29 protein-coding genes are annotated in these 16976 nt (G+C 72.8%); 26 read left to right on the top strand and 3 right to left on the bottom strand.

Annotated elements, in window-relative coordinates:
- Positions 1-65: 65 nt before the first annotated feature.
- From ACGFQ9_RS34670 to ACGFQ9_RS34570, 21 genes are all read left to right on the top strand, one after another.
- Entirely contained in the window at positions 66-347 is a 282-nt protein-coding gene (locus ACGFQ9_RS34670) for a hypothetical protein (protein ID WP_393579493.1), read from the top strand.
- On the top strand, positions 344-826 hold the full coding sequence (locus ACGFQ9_RS34665) for a hypothetical protein (protein WP_393579491.1): 483 nt from the start codon (positions 344-346) through the stop codon (positions 824-826). Before ACGFQ9_RS34670 ends, ACGFQ9_RS34665 begins: the two co-directional genes overlap by 4 nt.
- Complete coding sequence (locus ACGFQ9_RS34660) at positions 823-1098, top strand: WhiB family transcriptional regulator (protein ID WP_393579490.1); 276 nt, start codon at positions 823-825, stop codon at positions 1096-1098. The genes ACGFQ9_RS34665 and ACGFQ9_RS34660 overlap by 4 nt, the downstream gene beginning before the upstream one ends.
- A 134-nt stretch (positions 1099-1232) precedes the next feature.
- Complete coding sequence (dnaN, locus tag ACGFQ9_RS34655) at positions 1233-2357, top strand: DNA polymerase III subunit beta (RefSeq protein WP_393579488.1); 1125 nt, start codon at positions 1233-1235, stop codon at positions 2355-2357.
- Positions 2358-2462: 105 nt separating this feature from the next.
- Complete coding sequence (locus ACGFQ9_RS34650; RefSeq protein ID WP_393579487.1) at positions 2463-2657, top strand: hypothetical protein; 195 nt, start codon at positions 2463-2465, stop codon at positions 2655-2657.
- A complete protein-coding gene (locus ACGFQ9_RS34645; RefSeq protein WP_393579485.1) occupies positions 2654-3202 on the top strand; it encodes a hypothetical protein in 549 nt (182 codons plus the stop codon). The genes ACGFQ9_RS34650 and ACGFQ9_RS34645 overlap by 4 nt, the downstream gene beginning before the upstream one ends.
- The gene (locus ACGFQ9_RS34640; RefSeq protein ID WP_393579483.1) at positions 3193-3996 is read left to right on the top strand and encodes a hypothetical protein; all 804 of its coding nucleotides are present in this window, start codon (positions 3193-3195) and stop codon (positions 3994-3996) included. The genes ACGFQ9_RS34645 and ACGFQ9_RS34640 overlap by 10 nt, the downstream gene beginning before the upstream one ends.
- Before the next feature lie 150 nt (positions 3997-4146).
- On the top strand, positions 4147-4623 hold the full coding sequence (locus ACGFQ9_RS34635) for a Pycsar system effector family protein (RefSeq protein WP_393579482.1): 477 nt from the start codon (positions 4147-4149) through the stop codon (positions 4621-4623).
- 19 nt (positions 4624-4642) lie between these two features.
- The gene (locus tag ACGFQ9_RS34630; protein WP_393579480.1) at positions 4643-4822 is read left to right on the top strand and encodes a hypothetical protein; all 180 of its coding nucleotides are present in this window, start codon (positions 4643-4645) and stop codon (positions 4820-4822) included.
- A 125-nt stretch (positions 4823-4947) separates the two neighbouring features.
- On the top strand, positions 4948-5184 hold the full coding sequence (locus tag ACGFQ9_RS34625) for a hypothetical protein (RefSeq protein ID WP_393579478.1): 237 nt from the start codon (positions 4948-4950) through the stop codon (positions 5182-5184).
- 95 nt (positions 5185-5279) lie between these two features.
- Positions 5280-5786, top strand: a complete 507-nt coding sequence (locus ACGFQ9_RS34620; protein ID WP_393579477.1) for a hypothetical protein — start codon at positions 5280-5282, stop codon at positions 5784-5786.
- Positions 5783-6100 carry a hypothetical protein gene (locus ACGFQ9_RS34615; protein WP_393579475.1) on the top strand — a complete coding sequence of 106 codons (318 nt, stop codon included), beginning with the start codon at positions 5783-5785 and terminating at the stop codon, positions 6098-6100. Before ACGFQ9_RS34620 ends, ACGFQ9_RS34615 begins: the two co-directional genes overlap by 4 nt.
- The gene (locus tag ACGFQ9_RS34610; RefSeq protein ID WP_393579473.1) at positions 6097-6777 is read left to right on the top strand and encodes a hypothetical protein; all 681 of its coding nucleotides are present in this window, start codon (positions 6097-6099) and stop codon (positions 6775-6777) included. The genes ACGFQ9_RS34615 and ACGFQ9_RS34610 overlap by 4 nt, the downstream gene beginning before the upstream one ends.
- A 125-nt stretch (positions 6778-6902) precedes the next feature.
- Positions 6903-7322 carry an NUDIX domain-containing protein gene (locus ACGFQ9_RS34605; protein ID WP_393579471.1) on the top strand — a complete coding sequence of 140 codons (420 nt, stop codon included), beginning with the start codon at positions 6903-6905 and terminating at the stop codon, positions 7320-7322.
- A 257-nt stretch (positions 7323-7579) separates the two neighbouring features.
- Complete coding sequence (locus ACGFQ9_RS34600; RefSeq protein WP_393579470.1) at positions 7580-8152, top strand: hypothetical protein; 573 nt, start codon at positions 7580-7582, stop codon at positions 8150-8152.
- Complete coding sequence (locus ACGFQ9_RS34595) at positions 8149-8502, top strand: hypothetical protein (RefSeq protein WP_393579468.1); 354 nt, start codon at positions 8149-8151, stop codon at positions 8500-8502. The genes ACGFQ9_RS34600 and ACGFQ9_RS34595 overlap by 4 nt, the downstream gene beginning before the upstream one ends.
- Before the next feature lie 59 nt (positions 8503-8561).
- Complete coding sequence (locus ACGFQ9_RS34590; RefSeq protein WP_393579466.1) at positions 8562-8939, top strand: HIT family protein; 378 nt, start codon at positions 8562-8564, stop codon at positions 8937-8939.
- Positions 8936-9421, top strand: coding sequence for a nucleoside 2-deoxyribosyltransferase domain-containing protein (locus ACGFQ9_RS34585; RefSeq protein ID WP_393579465.1), 486 nt, complete (start codon positions 8936-8938; stop codon positions 9419-9421). Before ACGFQ9_RS34590 ends, ACGFQ9_RS34585 begins: the two co-directional genes overlap by 4 nt.
- A 40-nt stretch (positions 9422-9461) precedes the next feature.
- Positions 9462-9662 (top strand): hypothetical protein, encoded by a 201-nt coding sequence (locus ACGFQ9_RS34580; RefSeq protein ID WP_393579463.1) that lies wholly within the window; start codon positions 9462-9464, stop codon positions 9660-9662.
- 40 nt (positions 9663-9702) lie between these two features.
- Complete coding sequence (locus ACGFQ9_RS34575; protein WP_393579461.1) at positions 9703-10425, top strand: NUDIX domain-containing protein; 723 nt, start codon at positions 9703-9705, stop codon at positions 10423-10425.
- A 26-nt stretch (positions 10426-10451) separates the two neighbouring features.
- On the top strand, positions 10452-10592 hold the full coding sequence (locus ACGFQ9_RS34570) for a hypothetical protein (protein ID WP_393579460.1): 141 nt from the start codon (positions 10452-10454) through the stop codon (positions 10590-10592).
- 124 nt (positions 10593-10716) lie between these two features.
- Here the strand turns inward: ACGFQ9_RS34570 and ACGFQ9_RS34565 are convergent, their stop codons facing one another.
- Together ACGFQ9_RS34565 and ACGFQ9_RS34560 are read right to left on the bottom strand one after the other, a co-directional pair.
- Positions 10717-10971 carry a hypothetical protein gene (locus ACGFQ9_RS34565; RefSeq protein WP_393579459.1) on the bottom strand — a complete coding sequence of 85 codons (255 nt, stop codon included), beginning with the start codon at positions 10969-10971 and terminating at the stop codon, positions 10717-10719.
- Positions 10971-11192 (bottom strand): hypothetical protein, encoded by a 222-nt coding sequence (locus ACGFQ9_RS34560; protein ID WP_393579458.1) that lies wholly within the window; start codon positions 11190-11192, stop codon positions 10971-10973. Before ACGFQ9_RS34560 ends, ACGFQ9_RS34565 begins: the two co-directional genes overlap by 1 nt.
- A gap of 342 nt (positions 11193-11534) precedes the next feature.
- Between ACGFQ9_RS34560 and ACGFQ9_RS34555 the strand changes: the two genes are divergently transcribed.
- From ACGFQ9_RS34555 to ACGFQ9_RS34540, 4 genes are all read left to right on the top strand, one after another.
- The gene (locus ACGFQ9_RS34555; protein ID WP_393579457.1) at positions 11535-11942 is read left to right on the top strand and encodes a hypothetical protein; all 408 of its coding nucleotides are present in this window, start codon (positions 11535-11537) and stop codon (positions 11940-11942) included.
- Positions 11943-11998: 56 nt separating this feature from the next.
- A complete protein-coding gene (locus ACGFQ9_RS34550; protein ID WP_393579456.1) occupies positions 11999-13072 on the top strand; it encodes a hypothetical protein in 1074 nt (357 codons plus the stop codon).
- A 211-nt stretch (positions 13073-13283) separates the two neighbouring features.
- Positions 13284-13580, top strand: a complete 297-nt coding sequence (locus tag ACGFQ9_RS34545) for a hypothetical protein (protein ID WP_393579455.1) — start codon at positions 13284-13286, stop codon at positions 13578-13580.
- Positions 13581-13737: 157 nt separating this feature from the next.
- Complete coding sequence (locus tag ACGFQ9_RS34540; RefSeq protein WP_393579453.1) at positions 13738-15024, top strand: hypothetical protein; 1287 nt, start codon at positions 13738-13740, stop codon at positions 15022-15024.
- A gap of 54 nt (positions 15025-15078) precedes the next feature.
- On the opposite strand, the gene ACGFQ9_RS34535 is transcribed toward ACGFQ9_RS34540, so the two are convergent.
- A complete protein-coding gene (locus ACGFQ9_RS34535) occupies positions 15079-16098 on the bottom strand; it encodes a hypothetical protein (protein ID WP_393579452.1) in 1020 nt (339 codons plus the stop codon).
- A gap of 217 nt (positions 16099-16315) precedes the next feature.
- Between ACGFQ9_RS34535 and ACGFQ9_RS34530 the strand changes: the two genes are divergently transcribed.
- Positions 16316-16681 carry a DUF6233 domain-containing protein gene (locus ACGFQ9_RS34530; RefSeq protein WP_393579451.1) on the top strand — a complete coding sequence of 122 codons (366 nt, stop codon included), beginning with the start codon at positions 16316-16318 and terminating at the stop codon, positions 16679-16681.
- Positions 16682-16976: the final 295 nt, after the last annotated feature.

Here is a 16976-nt window from a genome sequence, read left to right as displayed (position 1 = left end):
GGCCTCAGAAACCGCCGGCCGCCCCGGGCCCCTCACCCGCCAAACACGAGAGAGAGACCACCATCATGCACTCCACCCGCCACAAGCAGCACCACACCTCCACCACCCGCCGGCTGAGCACCGCCAGCCGGATCCTGAAGTCCCTGGCCAAGGCCAACCCCCTGCTCGCCGGCCGCGCGTTCGTCTGCAGCCGCTGCGACGTCTCCTGGCAGGGCGACGAGGCCGACTGCTGGACCTGCGGCCTGCCCGCCACCTTCGGCTCCCACCACCACGGCTCCGCGCTCCACCACCTCCTCGCCCCCACCAAGATCTCCCACACCCTCGTCCCGACGGGAGCGGCGTCGTGACCGGCCTTGCCTCCCTGACCTGGCTGATCGGCACCCAGGCCCTCAGCGACCACATCACCGCCCGCGTCAACGAACTCGTCGAGTCCGGCACCGGGTACGCGACGGCCTGCGCCAAGGTCACCGACGCCGCCGACGCCAGCGAGGCCTGGGCCATCGCCGCCACCCGTCAGACCTGGGTCCGCCGGCCCGATGTCAACCCCGACGAGATGCCGGTCCGCAGCCTGTACGTCCTGGAGCGCACCGCTACCCACGTCGTCGTCGCGTACATCGACCTCGACCAGGCCGCCGACGACGCCGACGACGGCGACCGCGCCAACCTCCAGCCGAAGTGGATCGCCCAGAACGACCACTCGCAGGGCGTCGAGTACCCCTTCGAACTCCTGGAGATGTCCTTCGAGCTCGCGGACTGGGAGCCCTTCGAGCACCTGCTGCCCACCGCCGCCGTCCCGGCCGCCGGCACCACGGGGGTGGGGGAGTGACCGCCACCGACCTCGCCCCCTGGCCGCAGCTGACCGGCGACGAGCCGTGCAAGGCGCCCGGGGCCGACCCCGAGGACTGGACCGGGACGCCGAAGCAGCGCAGGAACGGCCAGGAGGCCTGCCTCAGCAAGTGCCCCGAGGCCGTCCGCGCGCAGTGCCTGGCCTGGGCCCTGGACCACCCGACCTGGGCCGGATCCGCGATCTGGGCCGGCACCACCTACAGCGACCGCCGCCGCCTGCGCGCCGAGCGCCGCGACGCCGCCGCGGCCTGACAGCCACCCTGCTCACCCGCCCGTCCGGTACGGCCTCTCCCGTACCGGACGGGCGGCACTCGGACCTCACACGCACTCCGGGCGTACGCCGGACCCCGGCCGGAAGCCGCCCGCCCGCTCGGAAGGGAGCACCGATGAAGATCCGAACGGACCTCGCCCCGCTCGCGGCCGCCGTCACCGACGCCGCCCGGGCCCTGCCCGCCCGGCCCCCCGTCCCCGTCCTCGCCGCGATCCGGCTGGAGGCCACCGCCGGCACCCTGGCCGTCGCCGCCTTCGACTACGAGACCAGCGCCCAGGCCACCGTGGACGCCGAGGTCACCACCCCCGGCACCGTCTTGGTCTCCGGCCGCCTCCTCGCCGACATCACCCGCACGGTCAAGGGCACCCACCCGGTCGACCTCGAACTCGACGGCACCCGCCTGGTCCTGACCTCCGGCCGCACCCGCTACACCCTGCACACCCTCCCGCTGGAGGAGTACCCCACCCTGCCCCGGCCCGCGGCCGCCAGCGGCACCGTGGCCGGGCCCGCGCTCGCCGAGGCCATCCACCAGGTCGCCACCGCCGCCGGCCGCGACGACGCCCTCCCGATCCTCACCGGCATCCAGGCCGAGATCACCGACGACACGATCACCTTCGCCGCCACCGACCGCTACCGCTTCGCGCTCCGCCCCATCCCCTGGACCCCCGCCAAGGCCACCGGCACCACCACCCAGACCACCATCCCGGCCAAGTCCCTCGCCGAAGCAGCCAAGATCCTCGCCACCGACGACCAGGTCCACCTCACCCTCCCCGCCTCCCACGGCGTCCTCGGCCTGGCTGGCCGCACGCGCACCCTCACCCTGCGCGCCATGGACGGCCAGCTCCCCGACCACAAGAGCCTGTGGCCCACCGACTTCACCGCCACCGCCGACCTCGACGCCGCCGAGCTCGCCGACGCCGTCAAGCGCATGGCCCTCGTCGCCGAACGCGGTCACCCCGTCAAGCTCCACCTCACCGACGGCGCCCTGGCCCTGAGCGCCGGCACCGCCGACGACGCCTCCGCCCGCGACCAGGTCACCGCCGCCACCGACCTGCTCACCGGCGCCGCCGTCACCATCGCCTTCAACCCGGGCTACCTCCTCGACGGCGTCACCGCGCTGAAGACGGACCGGATCCGCCTCCAGATCGTCAACCCGGTCAAGCCGGCGCTCCTGGTCCCCGCCGAAGCGAACCCCACCGCGCTGCGCTACCTGATCATGCCGATCCGCCAGTCCGGCTGACCCGCCCCGGGGCGGCCGCCATCCCGGCCGGCCGCCCCGGATCGCGGCGCCGACCGCCACCCCGCAGACAGACCCCCAGCACGCCAACCACCGAAGGAGAAGCACATGTTCAACGCCGGTGCCGAGGTAGAGATCATCGACTGCGCGGACGACCCCCGGGCCAAGGGCAAGACGGGCAGGATCGTCGACGAGGTCCCGCCCGGCCCGCTCACCGAAGGGCGGTGGACGGTGAACAAGATCAGCATCTTCATCGGCCCCGTCCTGTGCCACCCGCACGAGCTGCGTGCCACGGGCCGATGACCTTCGCGGACACCGCCCGGCAGTGGATCCACTCCCTGCTGCTGGCCCTGCTCTTGGGCGGAGGCGCCGTGGTGCTTGTCGGCATCGTCTGCACAGCGCCCCGCCTCCTCGCCACGGCCATCTACGTGCTCCGCCCCACGCCCAGCCGGCCGAGTCCGGAATCCCACCGCGCCGTCGTGCGCCGACGGGTGATCCAGCGAGACCACGACCGCATCAAGGATGAGTACGGTCGGCTCCGCATCGACCCGTTCCGCGGCGACGAGCTCGCCGTCCTCGACGACCTGACGGTCCCCGAAGCCGTCGCCCTCGTCCAGGCGCTCGCCGCCGCCGACGACGCCGAGACCACCGACCCGCCGACGTACGAGAAGGCCGTGCTGCACCTGGCCAAGGCCTGGCGCCAGGCCCAGGCACGAGCCGCCCAGACCGAACCCCAGCCGCTCCCGGACCGCCCCCTTGAACTCCGGGCGCGCACCACGGAGTCCGGCGTCCCATCCGCCCGGCGCCGGCCGCGCCCGCCGATCCCGAAGGAACAGAAATGCCGATGAACCCCGAGCACCACCACCGCGACCTCCAGGCCGTCGGCCTCATCGCGGCCGCCGCCCCCGCCACCTCCGAGCAGCTACTCAACCCGTCCGACACCTCCACCGACCGGCCCAAGGTCGTCACCCTCTGCGGATCCACCGCCTTCTGGGAGGAGCTCGCCGAGGCCAACTTCCGTGAGACGGCCGCCGGCCGGGCAGTCCTGGCGCCCGGCATCGACATGAAGAAGGCCCATCCCCTGTGGGCGGAACCCGCGGCCGCCGCGAAGCTCAAGCTCGCGCTGGACGCGCTGCACCGCTGGAAGATCCGGGCCTGCGACGAGGTCCTGGTCGTCAACACCGGCGGCTACATCGGCGACTCCACCCGCGCCGAGATCGCCTACGCCCACCAGCTCGGCCGCCCCGTCCGCTACACCGACCCCGTCGGGCACGCCGTCATCCTCGACCGCCCCGGCCTGGACCCGGTACGGATCGGCCCGTACGAGCACGAGGGCCGCGCCGAGGAGGTCGCCGCGGGCCTGCGCAGGCAGCTGCACCACACCACGCACGTCGAGGGCACCGTCATCACCACCGGCGCCTTCCGTCCGGACCTCGACCACCTCGGCCCCCAGGTCCCGAGGGACCCGTACGCGCTGGCCGAGGCGATGGACAACGACCCCGACGGCGACGGCACCGGCCGCAACTTCCCCGACCTGTACGCCCGCCTGTGCGCCCAGGAGCCGGAGGCGTACGCGAGCGACCTGTGGAAGAGGGCCTGCTGGGCCTACGACTCCATGCACGCCGCTCCCGAGGACGAGTAGCCGCGGGTGCCGCCTGCCCTTCCCGTGGGGCAGGCGGCCCCTCGGAATGCAATTCTGAGTTGGCCAAGTCCGTATTGACATGCCAACTCGAACTTGGCATCCTTGGGGTGTGGGCAGGGGCCCGCACCCGACCAACGGAGGCGATGAATCATGGAGCAGACCCGGCAGTTATCGCAGGCCGCCCCCACCGAGGCGCGCCTGGCTCAGGCCCGCACCGAGGTGATCGCCGAGATGGGCAGGACCGACGCCAAGGCGTCCGCGCTCCTGACCGTCCTCAGCCTCCCCCTCGCCGTCCTGATCGCCCTCGTCCCCGGCCACGACCTCCCGGGCGCCGCCACCGTGGCCGCCGGCATCGGCGCGGCCGCCCTGGCCGCCGCGATGCTCCTGGTCCTGCTGATCGTCCGCCCCCGCCTCGGCGGCGACGTCAGCGGCTCCTACCTCCACTGGGCGACCTGCACGCCCGAGCAGGCCGCCGCCGACATCGCGTCCGACCGCAGTGCCGAGCGGATCGTGATCCTCTCCCGCATCGCCGCCCGCAAGTTCCGCGCGCTCCGGCTCGCCATCGACATCACCGCCGGTGCCGTCGCCCTGCTGGTCCTCGCCGGGATCATCACCCTCGCCGGCTGACCGACCGAAGGAGAACCGCATGCTCGCCGAGATGATCCGCCAGGCGCTCTCCCGCCTGACCACCCCGATGAAGACCGCGACGTTCGAGTGCCACAAGTGCGGGCTCTCGATGAAGATCACCAACTACCCCGACCGGATCGAACCCCTCCTCGACGTCGCCCTCACGCACGCCTGCAAGACCAAGACCAAGACCCTCTGACCCCCGGGACGGGCGGCACCACCGGCTACCAACCAAGCGCCGCCCGCCCCGGGCCAGCCCAACCCGCTCTCAACCGGAGCAGGGGGCAGATACATCGTCCCTCAACCGTCACGGAGCTGATCACCATGACCCCCACCAGACCCGACACCCCCGAGGCCACCGCCGCCAAGGCCCGCCTCGACAAGGCCGCCACGGCCCGGGACCAGGCCATCGAGACCGCCCGGCGCACCTACTGGGCCGCGGTCAAGGCCGAGATCGAGGCGAAGAACCTCACCCAGGGCGCGACCGCGGAACACCTCGACTTCTCCCGCGAGCACGTCCGCCAGCAGCTCAAGCGCTACACCGACACCGCCGACCAGTAGGCCGGCACCAGGTCCCAGGGGCGGCCGCAGCATCGGCCAAGAGGTACGGCCGCCCCCGGGGCTCCCCGTCCAGAGCAGAACCGAGGAGAACACTCATGATGAACCACCGCGCCGCCACCTTCGCCGCCGCCTACGCCTTACTGCGCGCCGCTGCGGATCACGCGGACCACTGGGGCCAGTCCGATTTCGACTCCCAGGCCAAGGGCGCCACCGACGCCGCCCCGGTGACGTACAAGCACGAGGACGGCACGGTCACCACCGTCGGCACCGACGTCGGCCGCCGCGCCTGCCTCCACCACGTCATCCAGTACACCGCCACCCAGGGCATGGTCCTCTTCGCCGGCACCCGCGCCCTCGGGATCCGCCTGCACCCGGCCGCCCTGGCCGCCGCCCTCGCGGTCTCGGGGGCAACCCACTTCGCCGCCGACCGCAGGGTGCCCCAGGGCCTCCTCCAGCGGCTCGCCGAGGCCACCGGCAAGAAGAACTTCTTCAACCTCGCCGACTTCGGCATGAACGGCCGGTACTGCCTCGACCAGAGCTGGCACCACTCCTGGGAGACGCTCGCCGCGCTGCTCGCCACGGTGAAGGCGTCCCACCGGTGAGCGCCGACATCACGACGGCCGTCGCCGCCATCCGTCTCGGCCTGCACGCCCTGCGCGAGAACGCGCTCGGCGACACCGCCGACCACGAGGACCAGGCCGCTGTCCTCCAGGCCCTCTACGACGACCGCAACCAGTCCGGCAGCGTGCTGGGGATGATCTCCGACCTGCTGACCGACATCGGCGTCCGGATCGAAGACCAGGTCGGCGAGGACATCACCGAGGTCATCGACGAAGCGGCCGGGTACGTGCAGGACTCCGCCGGCCAGCGCCTGGAGCGGGCCCGCGTGGCTCTCCTCGCGCTGGGAACGCCGTGACCGCCGCCGGCCACGAGGACAGCCTGCCCGCAATGTGCGACGGCTGGTCCGACCGGCCTCACCTGGCGGGCCTGCGCCACGGCCACTTCCACCAGGCACCCGAACTCGCCGCCCGCATCGAGGCCGCCCCGGCCGAGGACGACATCCGCTTCCGCGGCGAGCACCTGACCGTCCACACCATCGACGGCATCGCCTACGCGGTGCTCTGGGAGGAGTGGTTCAGCCCGACCGCCTCCACCTGGGTCCAGCACCGCTCCCCGGCCGCCGCCCGCAGCTGGACCCACCAACTCGCCGCGTACTGGCTGCGCGACGAGGCAGGGTCCTCCCACGGCGGCGGCACCCTGCAGAGCTGGGACGGCGGAGCCTGGGCCGCCGAACGCGACCTGACCGCCGACCGCTGGCACCTGGCCATCGGCCTCCAGCCCGGCGTCACCTACACCAGCACCGAGACCCAGGAACGCGCCGCCGGCTGGGCGTTCCTCACCGAAACCCTGACCGCCGCCGGGTTCGCGCCGGACACCTGGCCCACCGCGATGCAACAGGTCCGCCACCACGACCTGCCCGCCCCCGACCCGGTGCCGCCACCCGCCGCACCCGCACCCCCGCCGGGGCCGGACACCTGGCGCAGCCTCCTGCGCCGACTCCTGGCCCGGATCCTGGCCGGCCTCGGCCGGTAGTGCCAGCACCCCGAGCGCCCGGCCCCGCGCGGACGGCCGCCCGGCCCGGAGGCAAGCCGGTCTCCCGTCCGGGCGCCGTCCGCCTGGTCCGGCCGGCGCTCGCCCACTTCAACCGAGAGGCGAACATGCCCGAGACCGAGAACGAGACCGTCTACACCGCCGACATCGTCGCCCTGACCCCCGGCGGCGAGGTCCTGCTGATCGAACGCGACCGGCCGCCCTTCGAAGCCGCCTGGGCACTCCCAGGAGGTCGTGTGGGCGCCGGAGAAGCGCCGTTCGTGGCCGCCGCCCGCGAGCTCGCCGAGGAGACCGGTGTCCACGTGGCCGTCGGCAATCTCCACCAGATCGGCGTTTGGGACCAGGTCGGCCGCGACCCGCGCGGCACCTACGTCACCTTCGCGTACATGGTCATCGTCCCGGACGGCACGCCGGCTACCGCCGGGGACGACGCCCGCACCGCTCGCTGGTGGCCCGCGAAGGATCTGCCGGACCTGGCGTTCGACCACGCCGACATCATCAGCGCGGCCATGACGCCCAACTCCTGAGGCACCAGCAGGTATCCGGGTGTCGCGCACGGCCCAGGCGGGGCACGGCAGTCCGTCGTTGCCCGTCCGTCCTGGCCAGCCGCGGCCGCCCGTCCCGACGCCCCTGACCCCGTTGCCGCAGGTCGGGGGCGTCGGCGTACCCCAAAACTCCAGTGGCCAATATTTAGTTGGCCAAGTTCACGTTGACAGGCCAACTCAAAGTTGGCATTCTTGAGGAGTCGGGCCGCCACGGCTCGCACATCAGGAAGGGAAAACGCATGGACCAGTGGGCCCTCATCGCCATCGCCGTACTGATCGGCGCTCTGGCCGGAGCCACGCTCGCCCGCCGGAGCCGCCCCGAGCCGCCCCACACCGTCTACCGCCCGGCAGCCCCGCAGCCCGCCAAAGCCCCGCCCGTCCAGTGCATCGGGATCAGCCCCGACGAGATGAAGACCTTCGAGCGCGTGCTGTTACACGCCGACGAGTGCAACCGCCGCGCCCGCCCGTACTCCGGCAACGGCACCCACACCACCGAGCTGATCGGCCGCCTGTACGAGAGCGCCGGCATCGCCTCCATCACCCAGCCCGACCCCGCCCGCGTCCGGATCCCCATCCAGAAGAGCGACTTCAACTGGCTCAGCTACGCGATCCGCGACATCGACACCCACCGAGGAAATGCCGAGACCGCCCGCGAAGGCCGCCTGCTGCTCAACCGCTTCCACGCCCTGCTCGGACAGGCCCGCGCCGTCGTCTTCCTGGAAGGCGCCCCGGCCTTCAACCCCGACGCCCCGTCCGCAGCGCCCGGCACCCCGCAGCTCAGCACCGCCCACCACACCGAGGAGTCGAAGTGACCGAAGTGACCAAGGCCCCGAAGCACCTCGCCACGATCACCGGCATCGAGACCCCGGCCCGAACCAGCCTGACCAGCGACGGGGGAGACCTCGCCGACCTCGCCCCCGCCGCAGCCGCCGCGCTCCGGCTCCTCGCCGACGCCATCACCCGCGGCAGCGCCCACCAGGACGACATCGTCCAGGCCCTCCAGGACGCGAACGTCCACGAGGCCTTCGCCGACGTCCTGGCCGCCGCCTCCACCGCCGTGATGAACGAGACCGACGACCCGTACGACATCGACTACAGCCTCCCCGCCGACAACCTCAGCAGCGCGGCCAGCCAGGTCCGCGACATCTTCCGCTGGATCTGACCCACCACCCCGCACGAGCCCCGGTCACCCCCAACGACACCCACCAGGAGAGGCCCACCGTGAAGACCTGCGTCTTCTGCTCCATCGCCGCCGGCCAGGCTCCGGCCGTCATCGTCCGGGAATGGCCCGACGCCCTCGCGATCCGCCCGCGCACCGGTGGCGTGACCGACGGCCACGTCATGGTCCTGCCGCGCGTCCACGTCGCCGACGCCGGAACCGACCCGGAGGTGACCGCCGCGGTGTACCGCCGCGCCGCCGAGCTGATGGCCGAGCTCCCCGCCGCCAACCTCATCACCTCCAAGGGCACCGAGGCGACCCAGTCCGTCTTCCACCTGCACGTCCACGTCGTCCCCCGCCAGGACGGCGACAACCTGCCCCTGCCCTGGACCCCGCAGCACGCCGCCCGCGCCGCCGCGCAGAACGGAGCCTCCTCATGAGCGTCAACCTGGTCATGGCCCGCGAACCCATCCCGGCCGGCCCGTCCGTCTTCCTCGCCGGACCCACCCCCGACAAGAGCGCACCGGTCCCGTCCTGGCGGCCCGGCGCCGCCGACGCCCTGGCCGCGCAGTGGGCCGGGGCCCAGCCGCTGACCGTCCTGAGCCCCGAATCCCGGCACGGCCGGCGCGCCGACCGCTACGAGACGCAGGTCGACTGGGAGACCGACGCCCGCGCCGCGGCCAGCGCGATCCTCTTCTGGATCCCCCGCGACCTGAAGACGATGCCGGCGATGACCACCAACGTGGAGTTCGGCCTTGACGTGCCGACGGGCCGGGCGGTTCTCGGCTGCCCGCCCGACTGCGCCAACCCCGAGCGCAACCGATACCTGATCTACGTGGCCCGCCGCCACGGCGTGCCGGTGTGCACCACCCTGACCGACACCGTCGCGGCCGCCCTCGCGCTCGTCACCAGCGGCCGCTGATCCCGCCGCACCGACCCAGCCACCCAAGAAGGACTTCCTGATGGAACGCGTGTACCTCAACAACCGCATCGGTGAGCGCCGCATCCACATCGAGCTCGACGAAGCGGAGACCGCCGAACTGCTCACCGAGCTCGGCGAGCCGACGTCGCCCTCCATGCGGGAGCTGGTCGAGATCCTGGCCACCGCGCACCACCGCTTCGGCCGCGAGCGCGGCACCGAGGCGAAGCCCAGTGGTACCTGACCGCCCTGTTCCTGAACCCACCACGTGACCGGAGAGATTCATGAGTGAGATCACCGAGACCATCCCCGCCGGACGCCGCTGCTGGTCGGTGCCATGGCCGGAGTACGCCCCGACGGACGTCACGCCGCCCGAGCTGCAGCCCGCGGCCCTCGCCCAGCACGTACCCGACTGGGCCGAGGGAGCCCTCTCCCCGACTGACGTTACCGACTGGGACCGCCGGCGGGCCGCCGCGCTCGTGCCGTTCGAGCTGGACGCGCGTGGCTGGCCGCTGCACCCGCAGGGCCGCACCGGCCGCACCGGCAGGAACCTGGGCCGGTGGGGCGAGAACGCGGCGGCGGACCCGATCGTGGTCGCGGGCACCGGCCAGTACCGCCGTGTCCTGCTGATCACCCGGGACGACATCCAGGTGGAGGCGATCCCGGGCGGCATGGTGGACCCGGGTGAGACCGCACCGGCCGCCCTGGTCCGGGAACTGCGCGAGGAGACCGGCGTCGACCTGTCCGGCCACCGGCCGGTCATCCTCGGCCAGGACCTCGTGGACGACTGGCGAGCCTCGGACCAGGCCTGGGTCGCGTCCACCAGCGCGCTCTACCTGCTGCCCGCCACGGTGACCGCCATCGCCGCCGACGACGCCCTCGACGCCAACTGGTGGCCCTTCAGCTCCCTCGACCAGCTCGACACCGAGATCACGGCCGCCGGACGCACCCTCTACACCGCGCACCGGCCCCTCCTGCAGCGCGCCCTCGACTACCTCATCCAGTAGCCCTGCAATCGAGAACGGAGCACGCCATGGCCAAGCTGATCACGATCACAGAGTCCGACGGCAGCGTCATCGAGACCACCGTCAGCGACGACGCGACCGCTCGCGAATACGAGGAACTCCCCTTCCAGGTGGGCCACGTGGTCAGCGTCACCGTCACCGACGGCTAGCGCACCCTGTGCGGGCGACGGCCTGTGACCGGCCGTCGGCCGTGTCCTGCCCCAAGAGCGGAGCCCCGGACTTCAGGAGTCCGGGGCTCCGCTGCGGGAACTGGTGGGGGCAGGTGGTGGGCGCTCAGTCCGCCTCGACGTACGCGACCAGGATCAACGTGCCCAAGGCGGTGGGCACGTACACGATGCGAACGCCGTCCTCGCGGTGCTCACGGATCGAGCCGTGCTTTGAGGGGACGCCGATCTCGGGGTTCCTGGAGATGGTCACCAGAGCGGGGTCCAGCCGGAGGCGCTCGGCCTCCGTCATCCGCTCGATCTGCTCCTGCGCCACGTCGTAGAAGACGATGCGGGCGCGCTTCGGGCCGCCGTGCCGCCCCATCAGGCGACGTTGGAGGTGGGGGCGGAGTCGTCGAGCGGGGGCTGCCCGAGGTTCTCGCGCAGGTCCTCCCACGAGGTGATGCCGTCCAGGTCGACTCCCTCGCCGGCCAGGCGCTCCAGGACGTAGGCGATCCGCGGGTCGCTGTCAGCCAGCTCCCGCGCGTCGGCCCGCAGGGCCTCCTGCTCGGCCGGGTCGAAGACGAGGTGCATCGCGGCCTCCAAGTCGTAGATGCTGCAACGAGGCTAGCGCAGGAGCGGTTCACCGGAACCCGGAAGGTGAAGAGGTGCCCGAGCACCCGGTGCGCAGGCTCGCCCTGTGGCACAGCGGAAACGAAAGCGGCCGGCGCCCACTTCCGCCGAGGCGGGTGGCAAGGGCGCCGGCCAACCGAAAACACACACTCCGGGAAACCCGAGAGGCGTATCTCACCGCTGAGTGTATCCGTACACCGCGGTGTTGCGGACCCCTTCGACTTGCCAACGGTGATGTAAGCTAGGTAATGTTGTCTTGTTCGCGGGCGGTGGCAGCCCGCGGAGCCGAATGCACACCGACACCCTGGAGGCCCCGTGTCCTTCTCCCTCACCCACCCCGCCGGCATCGCGCCGCAGGCCGAGACCGCCGTATCCGCCTGGCCGGCCACCGCCGCGGTCGCCGATGCCGAACTCGCCCGCCTCGCCGAGCTCCTTGCCGAGGCCGGCGTCACCGTCCTCCCCGCCGCGGGCGTCCTGGAGGTCCCCGGCCTCGCCGCCGGCCCGGGCGACACCGCCGGCATCCGGGTCCGCACCACCAGCAACCCGCCGCACGCCCTGTACGTCATCGCCGCCGGCAGCATCACCCCCCACGCCGGCGCCGACAGCGCCTTCGCCCACCTCCACCCGCTCATCGAGGCGGCCGCCGGCCCCTGCGACGGATGCGGTGCCGAGGCCTCCAAGCCGTGCAACCCGGGCTGCCTGCCCGACCCCTCGACCGACTGACACCCCCCGCCGGCGGGGCGCCCCGCGCGCCCCGCACCGTGATGAAGGAGAAGAACGTGATCCGCGCCGGACGCCTGCAGCACGTCCAGACCATGTCCGACCTGGCCGACGCCCTCGGCAAGAAACTCACCACGATCCGCAACCAGAAGCCCTATGCCGCGGACGGCCACCCGGCGCCGATCAGCTCGCCTGACGCCCGCAACCAGCTCTGGGACGCGGAGCAGACCGCGGCCTACTACGCCGGCGAGCCCATCCCCGAGCTGCCCCAGGCCGACGACGACGAGGACCTCCTGGACCGCCACGAGGCCGCCGAACTGCTCGACATCGCCCCCGTGACCTGGAACACCTACAAGAAGAACCCGGACCTGGCCGCCGCCGTCGTCCTCGTGCCCGCCGGCCCCAAGGGCACCGAGCACTGGCCCCGCCGGGTGATCAAGGCGTACAAGGACAGCCGGCCGGGCCGCGGCGCCGGCGGCGGCCGCCGCGAGGGAAGCGGCGACATGATCCCCCGCGACGAGATCCTGCCGCGGATCGCCGAGCTCCTGGACGCCGACCCCGCCGTCACTGTCGAGACCGTCTCCGACACCCTCGGCATCACCAAGTTCCCCACCGCGCAGTCCGGCCTGGCCACCCTGCGCGGCCGGCGGATCGCCGACCTCGTCGAGAAGCAGCCCGGCCTCGACCTGAAGGACGCCGCTCTCCAGCTCGGCTACCCCGCCATCACCCACCGCGCCGCTGTCGCCTTCGCCGAGCGGGAGCTCCGTGCCCGCGGCGCCCAGCCCTACCTGCAGCACACCGCCGATGTCCTGGCCGCGGCCGGCATCGCCCAGCAGGCCCAGGTGGAGATGCGCCAGCTCGACGGAGGCGCCGTGGCCGCCGCAGTGCTGCTCGACACCGACCAGCCGGCCGCCGCCGCGGTCTGGGACTCCCGCTTCGGATGGCGGACCTCGACCAGCCGCCGGCACCCCATCGGCAAGGACACCGACACCGCGCCCGAGGGTGAGGGGATCCGCTACCTGGGCAGCGGGCTGCGGCCCGAGCCCGAAGAGCTCCTCGCCGCCCTGCGCGACGGCCGCAAGGGCACCAAGCGCCCCAAGGCCGGCACGGAGCACACCGGCAGCGAGGACTGAGGACGAGACATGGCACACGAAGAAGAACCCGAGCCCGTCTACTGGTTCTGCAACTCGTGCGGTGACGAGGTCGACGAGGCTGACGAGTGCTGCCCCGACGGAGAAGTCGAACCGGCCTACGACGACTGAACGGAACCGACGGGCAGGGGCGCAGCCGCATCTCTGAGCCCGACCCCCCCCCGCACAGCCGAGACAGAAGGAGAACGCAGACATGGACCACCTGTCGAGCCTCGTCGTAGGGCGCCCGTCCACGGGCAAGAATCCGCTCCCGGAAGACGCCGGCATCGCCGAATGGGCGGGCCACCTGCGCCGCACCGTACGGGAGATCGAGACGCGCGAGCAGGACCCCGCACTGGTCGCACGCGCACAGTACGTGCTCTACGCGGACCCGCAGCTGCTGCGCCGCCGGCACGCCGACAGCCCGGGCCTCCTCCAGCTCCTGGAGATCGTGGAGAGCCGCGGGCCGGCGGTCGACGTCGTGCTGCGCCAGCCGCTCGGCACCGGCTGACGACCCGCAGCGACCATGCTGTGGCGGCCATGCCCGCGCAACCCCGCAGCGAACATCATCCGTGCCCTGATGCCGCAGTCCTCCGCACGCGGGAGTGCGTGGCTCCGGGGGCGGATAACCTCACGACGACGCACGCCGACCTGGAGGGGGATGGCAGATGAGCCGGAGCTGGGAACGAGCAATCGCCGAGCTGCGCGCACAGGGTCTCGCGGCCCGGGCCTCAGCCGACCGGGTCGACGAGACCGGGTCCGATCGCGTGCAGCGGACCACGGCGGTCGCGGTCCACTACGCGGCCGAGACCGACTACCTGCGCAGCGCCCTCGCACTGCTGCGTGCGCACCTCGCCGACGGGCGGCCTCCGCGGCGCCTGCCGGTCGCCCGGGTATGGCCCCGGTCCGTCCGCGACCTGTGGAAGGACCGGGTCCTGGAACGGACCGGCGGCCTGTGGCGGACGGTTCCGGGGGCCTCGGCGGTCGACCAGATGCGCAGCGCCCCGGCATCGCCGTTGCTGGACGCGGTGATCGAGCGGGCCCAGGCGCTCCAGGCCAGCCTCAACGGCCGCCGCCGGCACCCGCGGATGTACGAGAAGTACTTCCCCGAGCGCGACAGCGGTGTGCGCCTGGACGGGCGTGGACGACCGGCCCCCACCGTGCCGGGATTCCCCGACCCCGGGCATCCGGTGAACCTGAACTTCGCCGGAGGAACGGGGCTGCGTATCCAGCCGGCCCGCGCCGAGGAGGCCAGCCGGCTGAAGGACGACGAGTTCGCGGTGCACCACCGCGCCCTCGCCTTCGGCGACGCGGTCCTGGACCTGCTCGTCGAGGCCCGCCTCGACGGCGCCCTCCCGCAGGCGGGACGACTGCGCGGCGCGGGACAGTGGGTCGGCCGGGAAGAGGACCTGGTCCCGGCCCGTGCGCAGTGGCCTGCCAAACTGGGCGGCTTCCAGGCGGTGACCCTGGCCGGGCTGTACCTGCTGGTCCTGGCCTGCGCGGCGCTTCCGCTGACCTTCGGCAACCAGGCCGACCTCCTGTCCCACTTCGCCCTGCTGCTCGGGGCATCCGGGACCGTCACGCTCGCGGGGGCGGCGATCATTCACCGGACCGGGCCCCGGCTCATCCAGGCCCCCGGCTTCAAGGCCGCGGTCCCCGGCATCGCCGCCGGACTCCTCGCACTCGCGGTGTGGCAGGGGCAAGGCCCCGTGGCCGACCACTTCTTCGCCAGCCCCTACGAGCGCTACGAACGCGAACTCGCCCACGGGTGCCTGGCCGCCAGCCCCTACCGCAGCGACGCCGTACAGACCCGCATCGAACACGGCGTACTCCTCGTCACCCCCCTCGACCAGGGAACGACCCTGCGCCTGGGACCCGCCGAAGACGGCAGCACCCACCCGCTCCGGCCGGCGGACGCCGCGACGCGGAAGGTCCTCGACGACTTCAGGTGCTGACCGCCCGCCCCGAGCGGGTCCCGGCCGGACCTCCAGCCGCCCGCTCCGAGGAAGTCAGCCGGCCTGCCGGTAGCTGGCCGCCGGCCCCACCGTGCCGGAACCGAACCGGGCGTTGAGCAGGTCGATCGCCTTCTCCGCCCGAAGCCGCCGCTCCCGGCCCTGGTCGAAGGACAACTGCTCGGCAACCGCAGCCGCGTCGACCAGCTGCTCACAGCGAAGCGCGATGCCGCGCACCCTCGCCCGCTGGAAGCCCAACGCCCGATACATCTCGTACGCGGTGTCGCGGAGGTCCTCGGTGTGCGCGCTCGGGCCGCCGGGCAGCTGACGGCTGCGGTGGACCTGGGAGCGGTCGGCCAGGGTGACGGTCATCGTGATCGCCCTCGCAGCCTGCCGCCGGGTCCGCAGCCGGTCCCCGAGCTCCACCGCCAGCGACAGCAGCGCGGCATGCACGGCCTCGGGGGAGAGGGTGTCGAGGGCGAACCGCTGCTGCGCGGCCGTGCTGTGCGGAAGCTCCGTGGGCACCACCACCCGGCGGTCGATGCCGCGGGCCACCTCGCGCAGTTGCCGGCCCGCGCGCCCGCCGAGGACTCGCTGCACGGTCGCCTCCGGCAGCTGCGCCAGCAGACCGATCGTGTGCACCCCGAACCGGACCAGGCGCTGCTCCTGGGCGCGCCCGATGCCGTAGAGCTCCCCGACCGGCCGGTGGTACAGGAAGCGGGCCACCTGCTCCGGCGTGGAGCCGACGGCGACCAGGCCGCTGCGCGCGGCATCGCGGGAGGCCATCGCGGCCACCGACCACGTCGGCCCGACCCCGATCACCACGGGCAGCCCGTACAGCGCCATCGCCCGGGCCCTGATCATCAACCCGAGCTCGGCCGGGTCCCGGTCGAAGAACCGGATGCTCCCCGACACGTCGGCCACCAGGACCGACGGCGGGACCGCCTGGACCACCGGGGTCACGTCCGCCACCAGGCCGAGGAGCAGCCGGTACAGCACCGGGTCCACGTCCACGGGGCAGCGCAGATGCAGGATCGGGGAGCCGGTGCCCACCGGATCCCGCTGCTCGTCGTCCACGGCGACACCTCCCGAAGCCACCGTATCGAAAACTTATTCGAACAAGCACGCCGGAAACCGGAACCGGAGATTCGAACAGAGGTACGATATCGAGGTGATCTACAGACTCCTGCCTCGAACGCGCCGCCCCGGCCCCACACCGGGCCGCCCGGTGCAGTCGGCCAGGGAGACCGTCACCGCGGCAGACGACCGCCGGCCCCGCAGGAAGGCGTAGGCGATGGCCTCCGGACGCGACCTCGACTGGCTGCTCCCGCCCGACGTCGAGCGACTGCGGACGCTGGAGCGCTGGTGCCTGGTGCTGCTGGAGCTGATCCGCGGCCGCATCGCGGAGATCGAGCGCGGGGACCGCGTCGCCGAAGCCGCCCGTAACGGGCCGATCGTCACCCCGCTCACCGAGTGGAAGCTGGAGCACCCCATCGGCAGAGGAGGGCGCATGCTCGTCCACACCGCCGACTGCCGCCTCGCCTCAGGCCGTACGCGGCCCACCACCCGCGAGCAGGCACTCGACGCCCTCCGCCAGCCCCAGGTCGAAACCTGCTCGATCTGCCCCGCCGCCCAAGAACTCGGCATCACCGATCCCTGACACCGCCGCGCGGCCGGCTCACCTCCGCCGAGGCCGGCATCCCCACCGGCTCCCTGCTCCGACAACCGGCCGGTGCCCGGCCCCGATGGCCGGGCGTTCCCGTTCCCGCCGAGCAGGCCTCCGCACTCGGAGCCGACCGGCTTGCCCAGCTCGCCCAACCCGGCTTGCCCACCGCGCCAGCAGGCTTGCCCAACTCGTGCACCCAGGGCTTGCCCAGGAGATGGCCAGGCTTGCCCACGGCAGCAAAACACCAGCTCAAGCCGCTTGCCCACCCCTCCGCAGGGGCGGGCCAGTC

The sequence above is a fragment of the Streptomyces sp. NPDC048603 genome, from assembly GCF_043199475.1.
Taxonomy (GTDB): Bacteria; Actinomycetota; Actinomycetes; order Streptomycetales; family Streptomycetaceae; genus Streptomyces.
This window is presented reverse-complemented; position numbering and strand designations above follow the sequence as displayed.

What these genes read in the sequence shown, in the direction of transcription:
- ACGFQ9_RS34635 (WP_393579482.1), top strand. Translation starts at nt 4,147, where the DNA reads ATGGAGCAGACCCGGCAGTTATCGCAGGCCGCCCCCACCGAGGCGCGC.
- dnaN (WP_393579488.1), top strand. Translation starts at nt 1,233, where the DNA reads ATGAAGATCCGAACGGACCTCGCCCCGCTCGCGGCCGCCGTCACCGAC.
- ACGFQ9_RS34570 (WP_393579460.1), top strand. Translation starts at nt 10,452, where the DNA reads ATGGCCAAGCTGATCACGATCACAGAGTCCGACGGCAGCGTCATCGAG.
- ACGFQ9_RS34670 (WP_393579493.1), top strand. Translation starts at nt 66, where the DNA reads ATGCACTCCACCCGCCACAAGCAGCACCACACCTCCACCACCCGCCGG.
- ACGFQ9_RS34545 (WP_393579455.1), top strand. Translation starts at nt 13,284, where the DNA reads ATGGACCACCTGTCGAGCCTCGTCGTAGGGCGCCCGTCCACGGGCAAG.
- ACGFQ9_RS34625 (WP_393579478.1), top strand. Translation starts at nt 4,948, where the DNA reads ATGACCCCCACCAGACCCGACACCCCCGAGGCCACCGCCGCCAAGGCC.
- ACGFQ9_RS34620 (WP_393579477.1), top strand. Translation starts at nt 5,280, where the DNA reads ATGATGAACCACCGCGCCGCCACCTTCGCCGCCGCCTACGCCTTACTG.
- ACGFQ9_RS34580 (WP_393579463.1), top strand. Translation starts at nt 9,462, where the DNA reads ATGGAACGCGTGTACCTCAACAACCGCATCGGTGAGCGCCGCATCCAC.
- ACGFQ9_RS34530 (WP_393579451.1), top strand. Translation starts at nt 16,316, where the DNA reads ATGGCCTCCGGACGCGACCTCGACTGGCTGCTCCCGCCCGACGTCGAG.
- ACGFQ9_RS34585 (WP_393579465.1), top strand. Translation starts at nt 8,936, where the DNA reads ATGAGCGTCAACCTGGTCATGGCCCGCGAACCCATCCCGGCCGGCCCG.
- ACGFQ9_RS34540 (WP_393579453.1), top strand. Translation starts at nt 13,738, where the DNA reads ATGAGCCGGAGCTGGGAACGAGCAATCGCCGAGCTGCGCGCACAGGGT.
- ACGFQ9_RS34575 (WP_393579461.1), top strand. Translation starts at nt 9,703, where the DNA reads ATGAGTGAGATCACCGAGACCATCCCCGCCGGACGCCGCTGCTGGTCG.
- ACGFQ9_RS34565 (WP_393579459.1), bottom strand. Translation starts at nt 10,971, where the DNA reads ATGGGGCGGCACGGCGGCCCGAAGCGCGCCCGCATCGTCTTCTACGAC.
- ACGFQ9_RS34640 (WP_393579483.1), top strand. Translation starts at nt 3,193, where the DNA reads ATGCCGATGAACCCCGAGCACCACCACCGCGACCTCCAGGCCGTCGGC.
- ACGFQ9_RS34600 (WP_393579470.1), top strand. Translation starts at nt 7,580, where the DNA reads ATGGACCAGTGGGCCCTCATCGCCATCGCCGTACTGATCGGCGCTCTG.
- ACGFQ9_RS34605 (WP_393579471.1), top strand. Translation starts at nt 6,903, where the DNA reads ATGCCCGAGACCGAGAACGAGACCGTCTACACCGCCGACATCGTCGCC.
- ACGFQ9_RS34650 (WP_393579487.1), top strand. Translation starts at nt 2,463, where the DNA reads ATGTTCAACGCCGGTGCCGAGGTAGAGATCATCGACTGCGCGGACGAC.
- ACGFQ9_RS34645 (WP_393579485.1), top strand. Translation starts at nt 2,654, where the DNA reads ATGACCTTCGCGGACACCGCCCGGCAGTGGATCCACTCCCTGCTGCTG.
- ACGFQ9_RS34630 (WP_393579480.1), top strand. Translation starts at nt 4,643, where the DNA reads ATGCTCGCCGAGATGATCCGCCAGGCGCTCTCCCGCCTGACCACCCCG.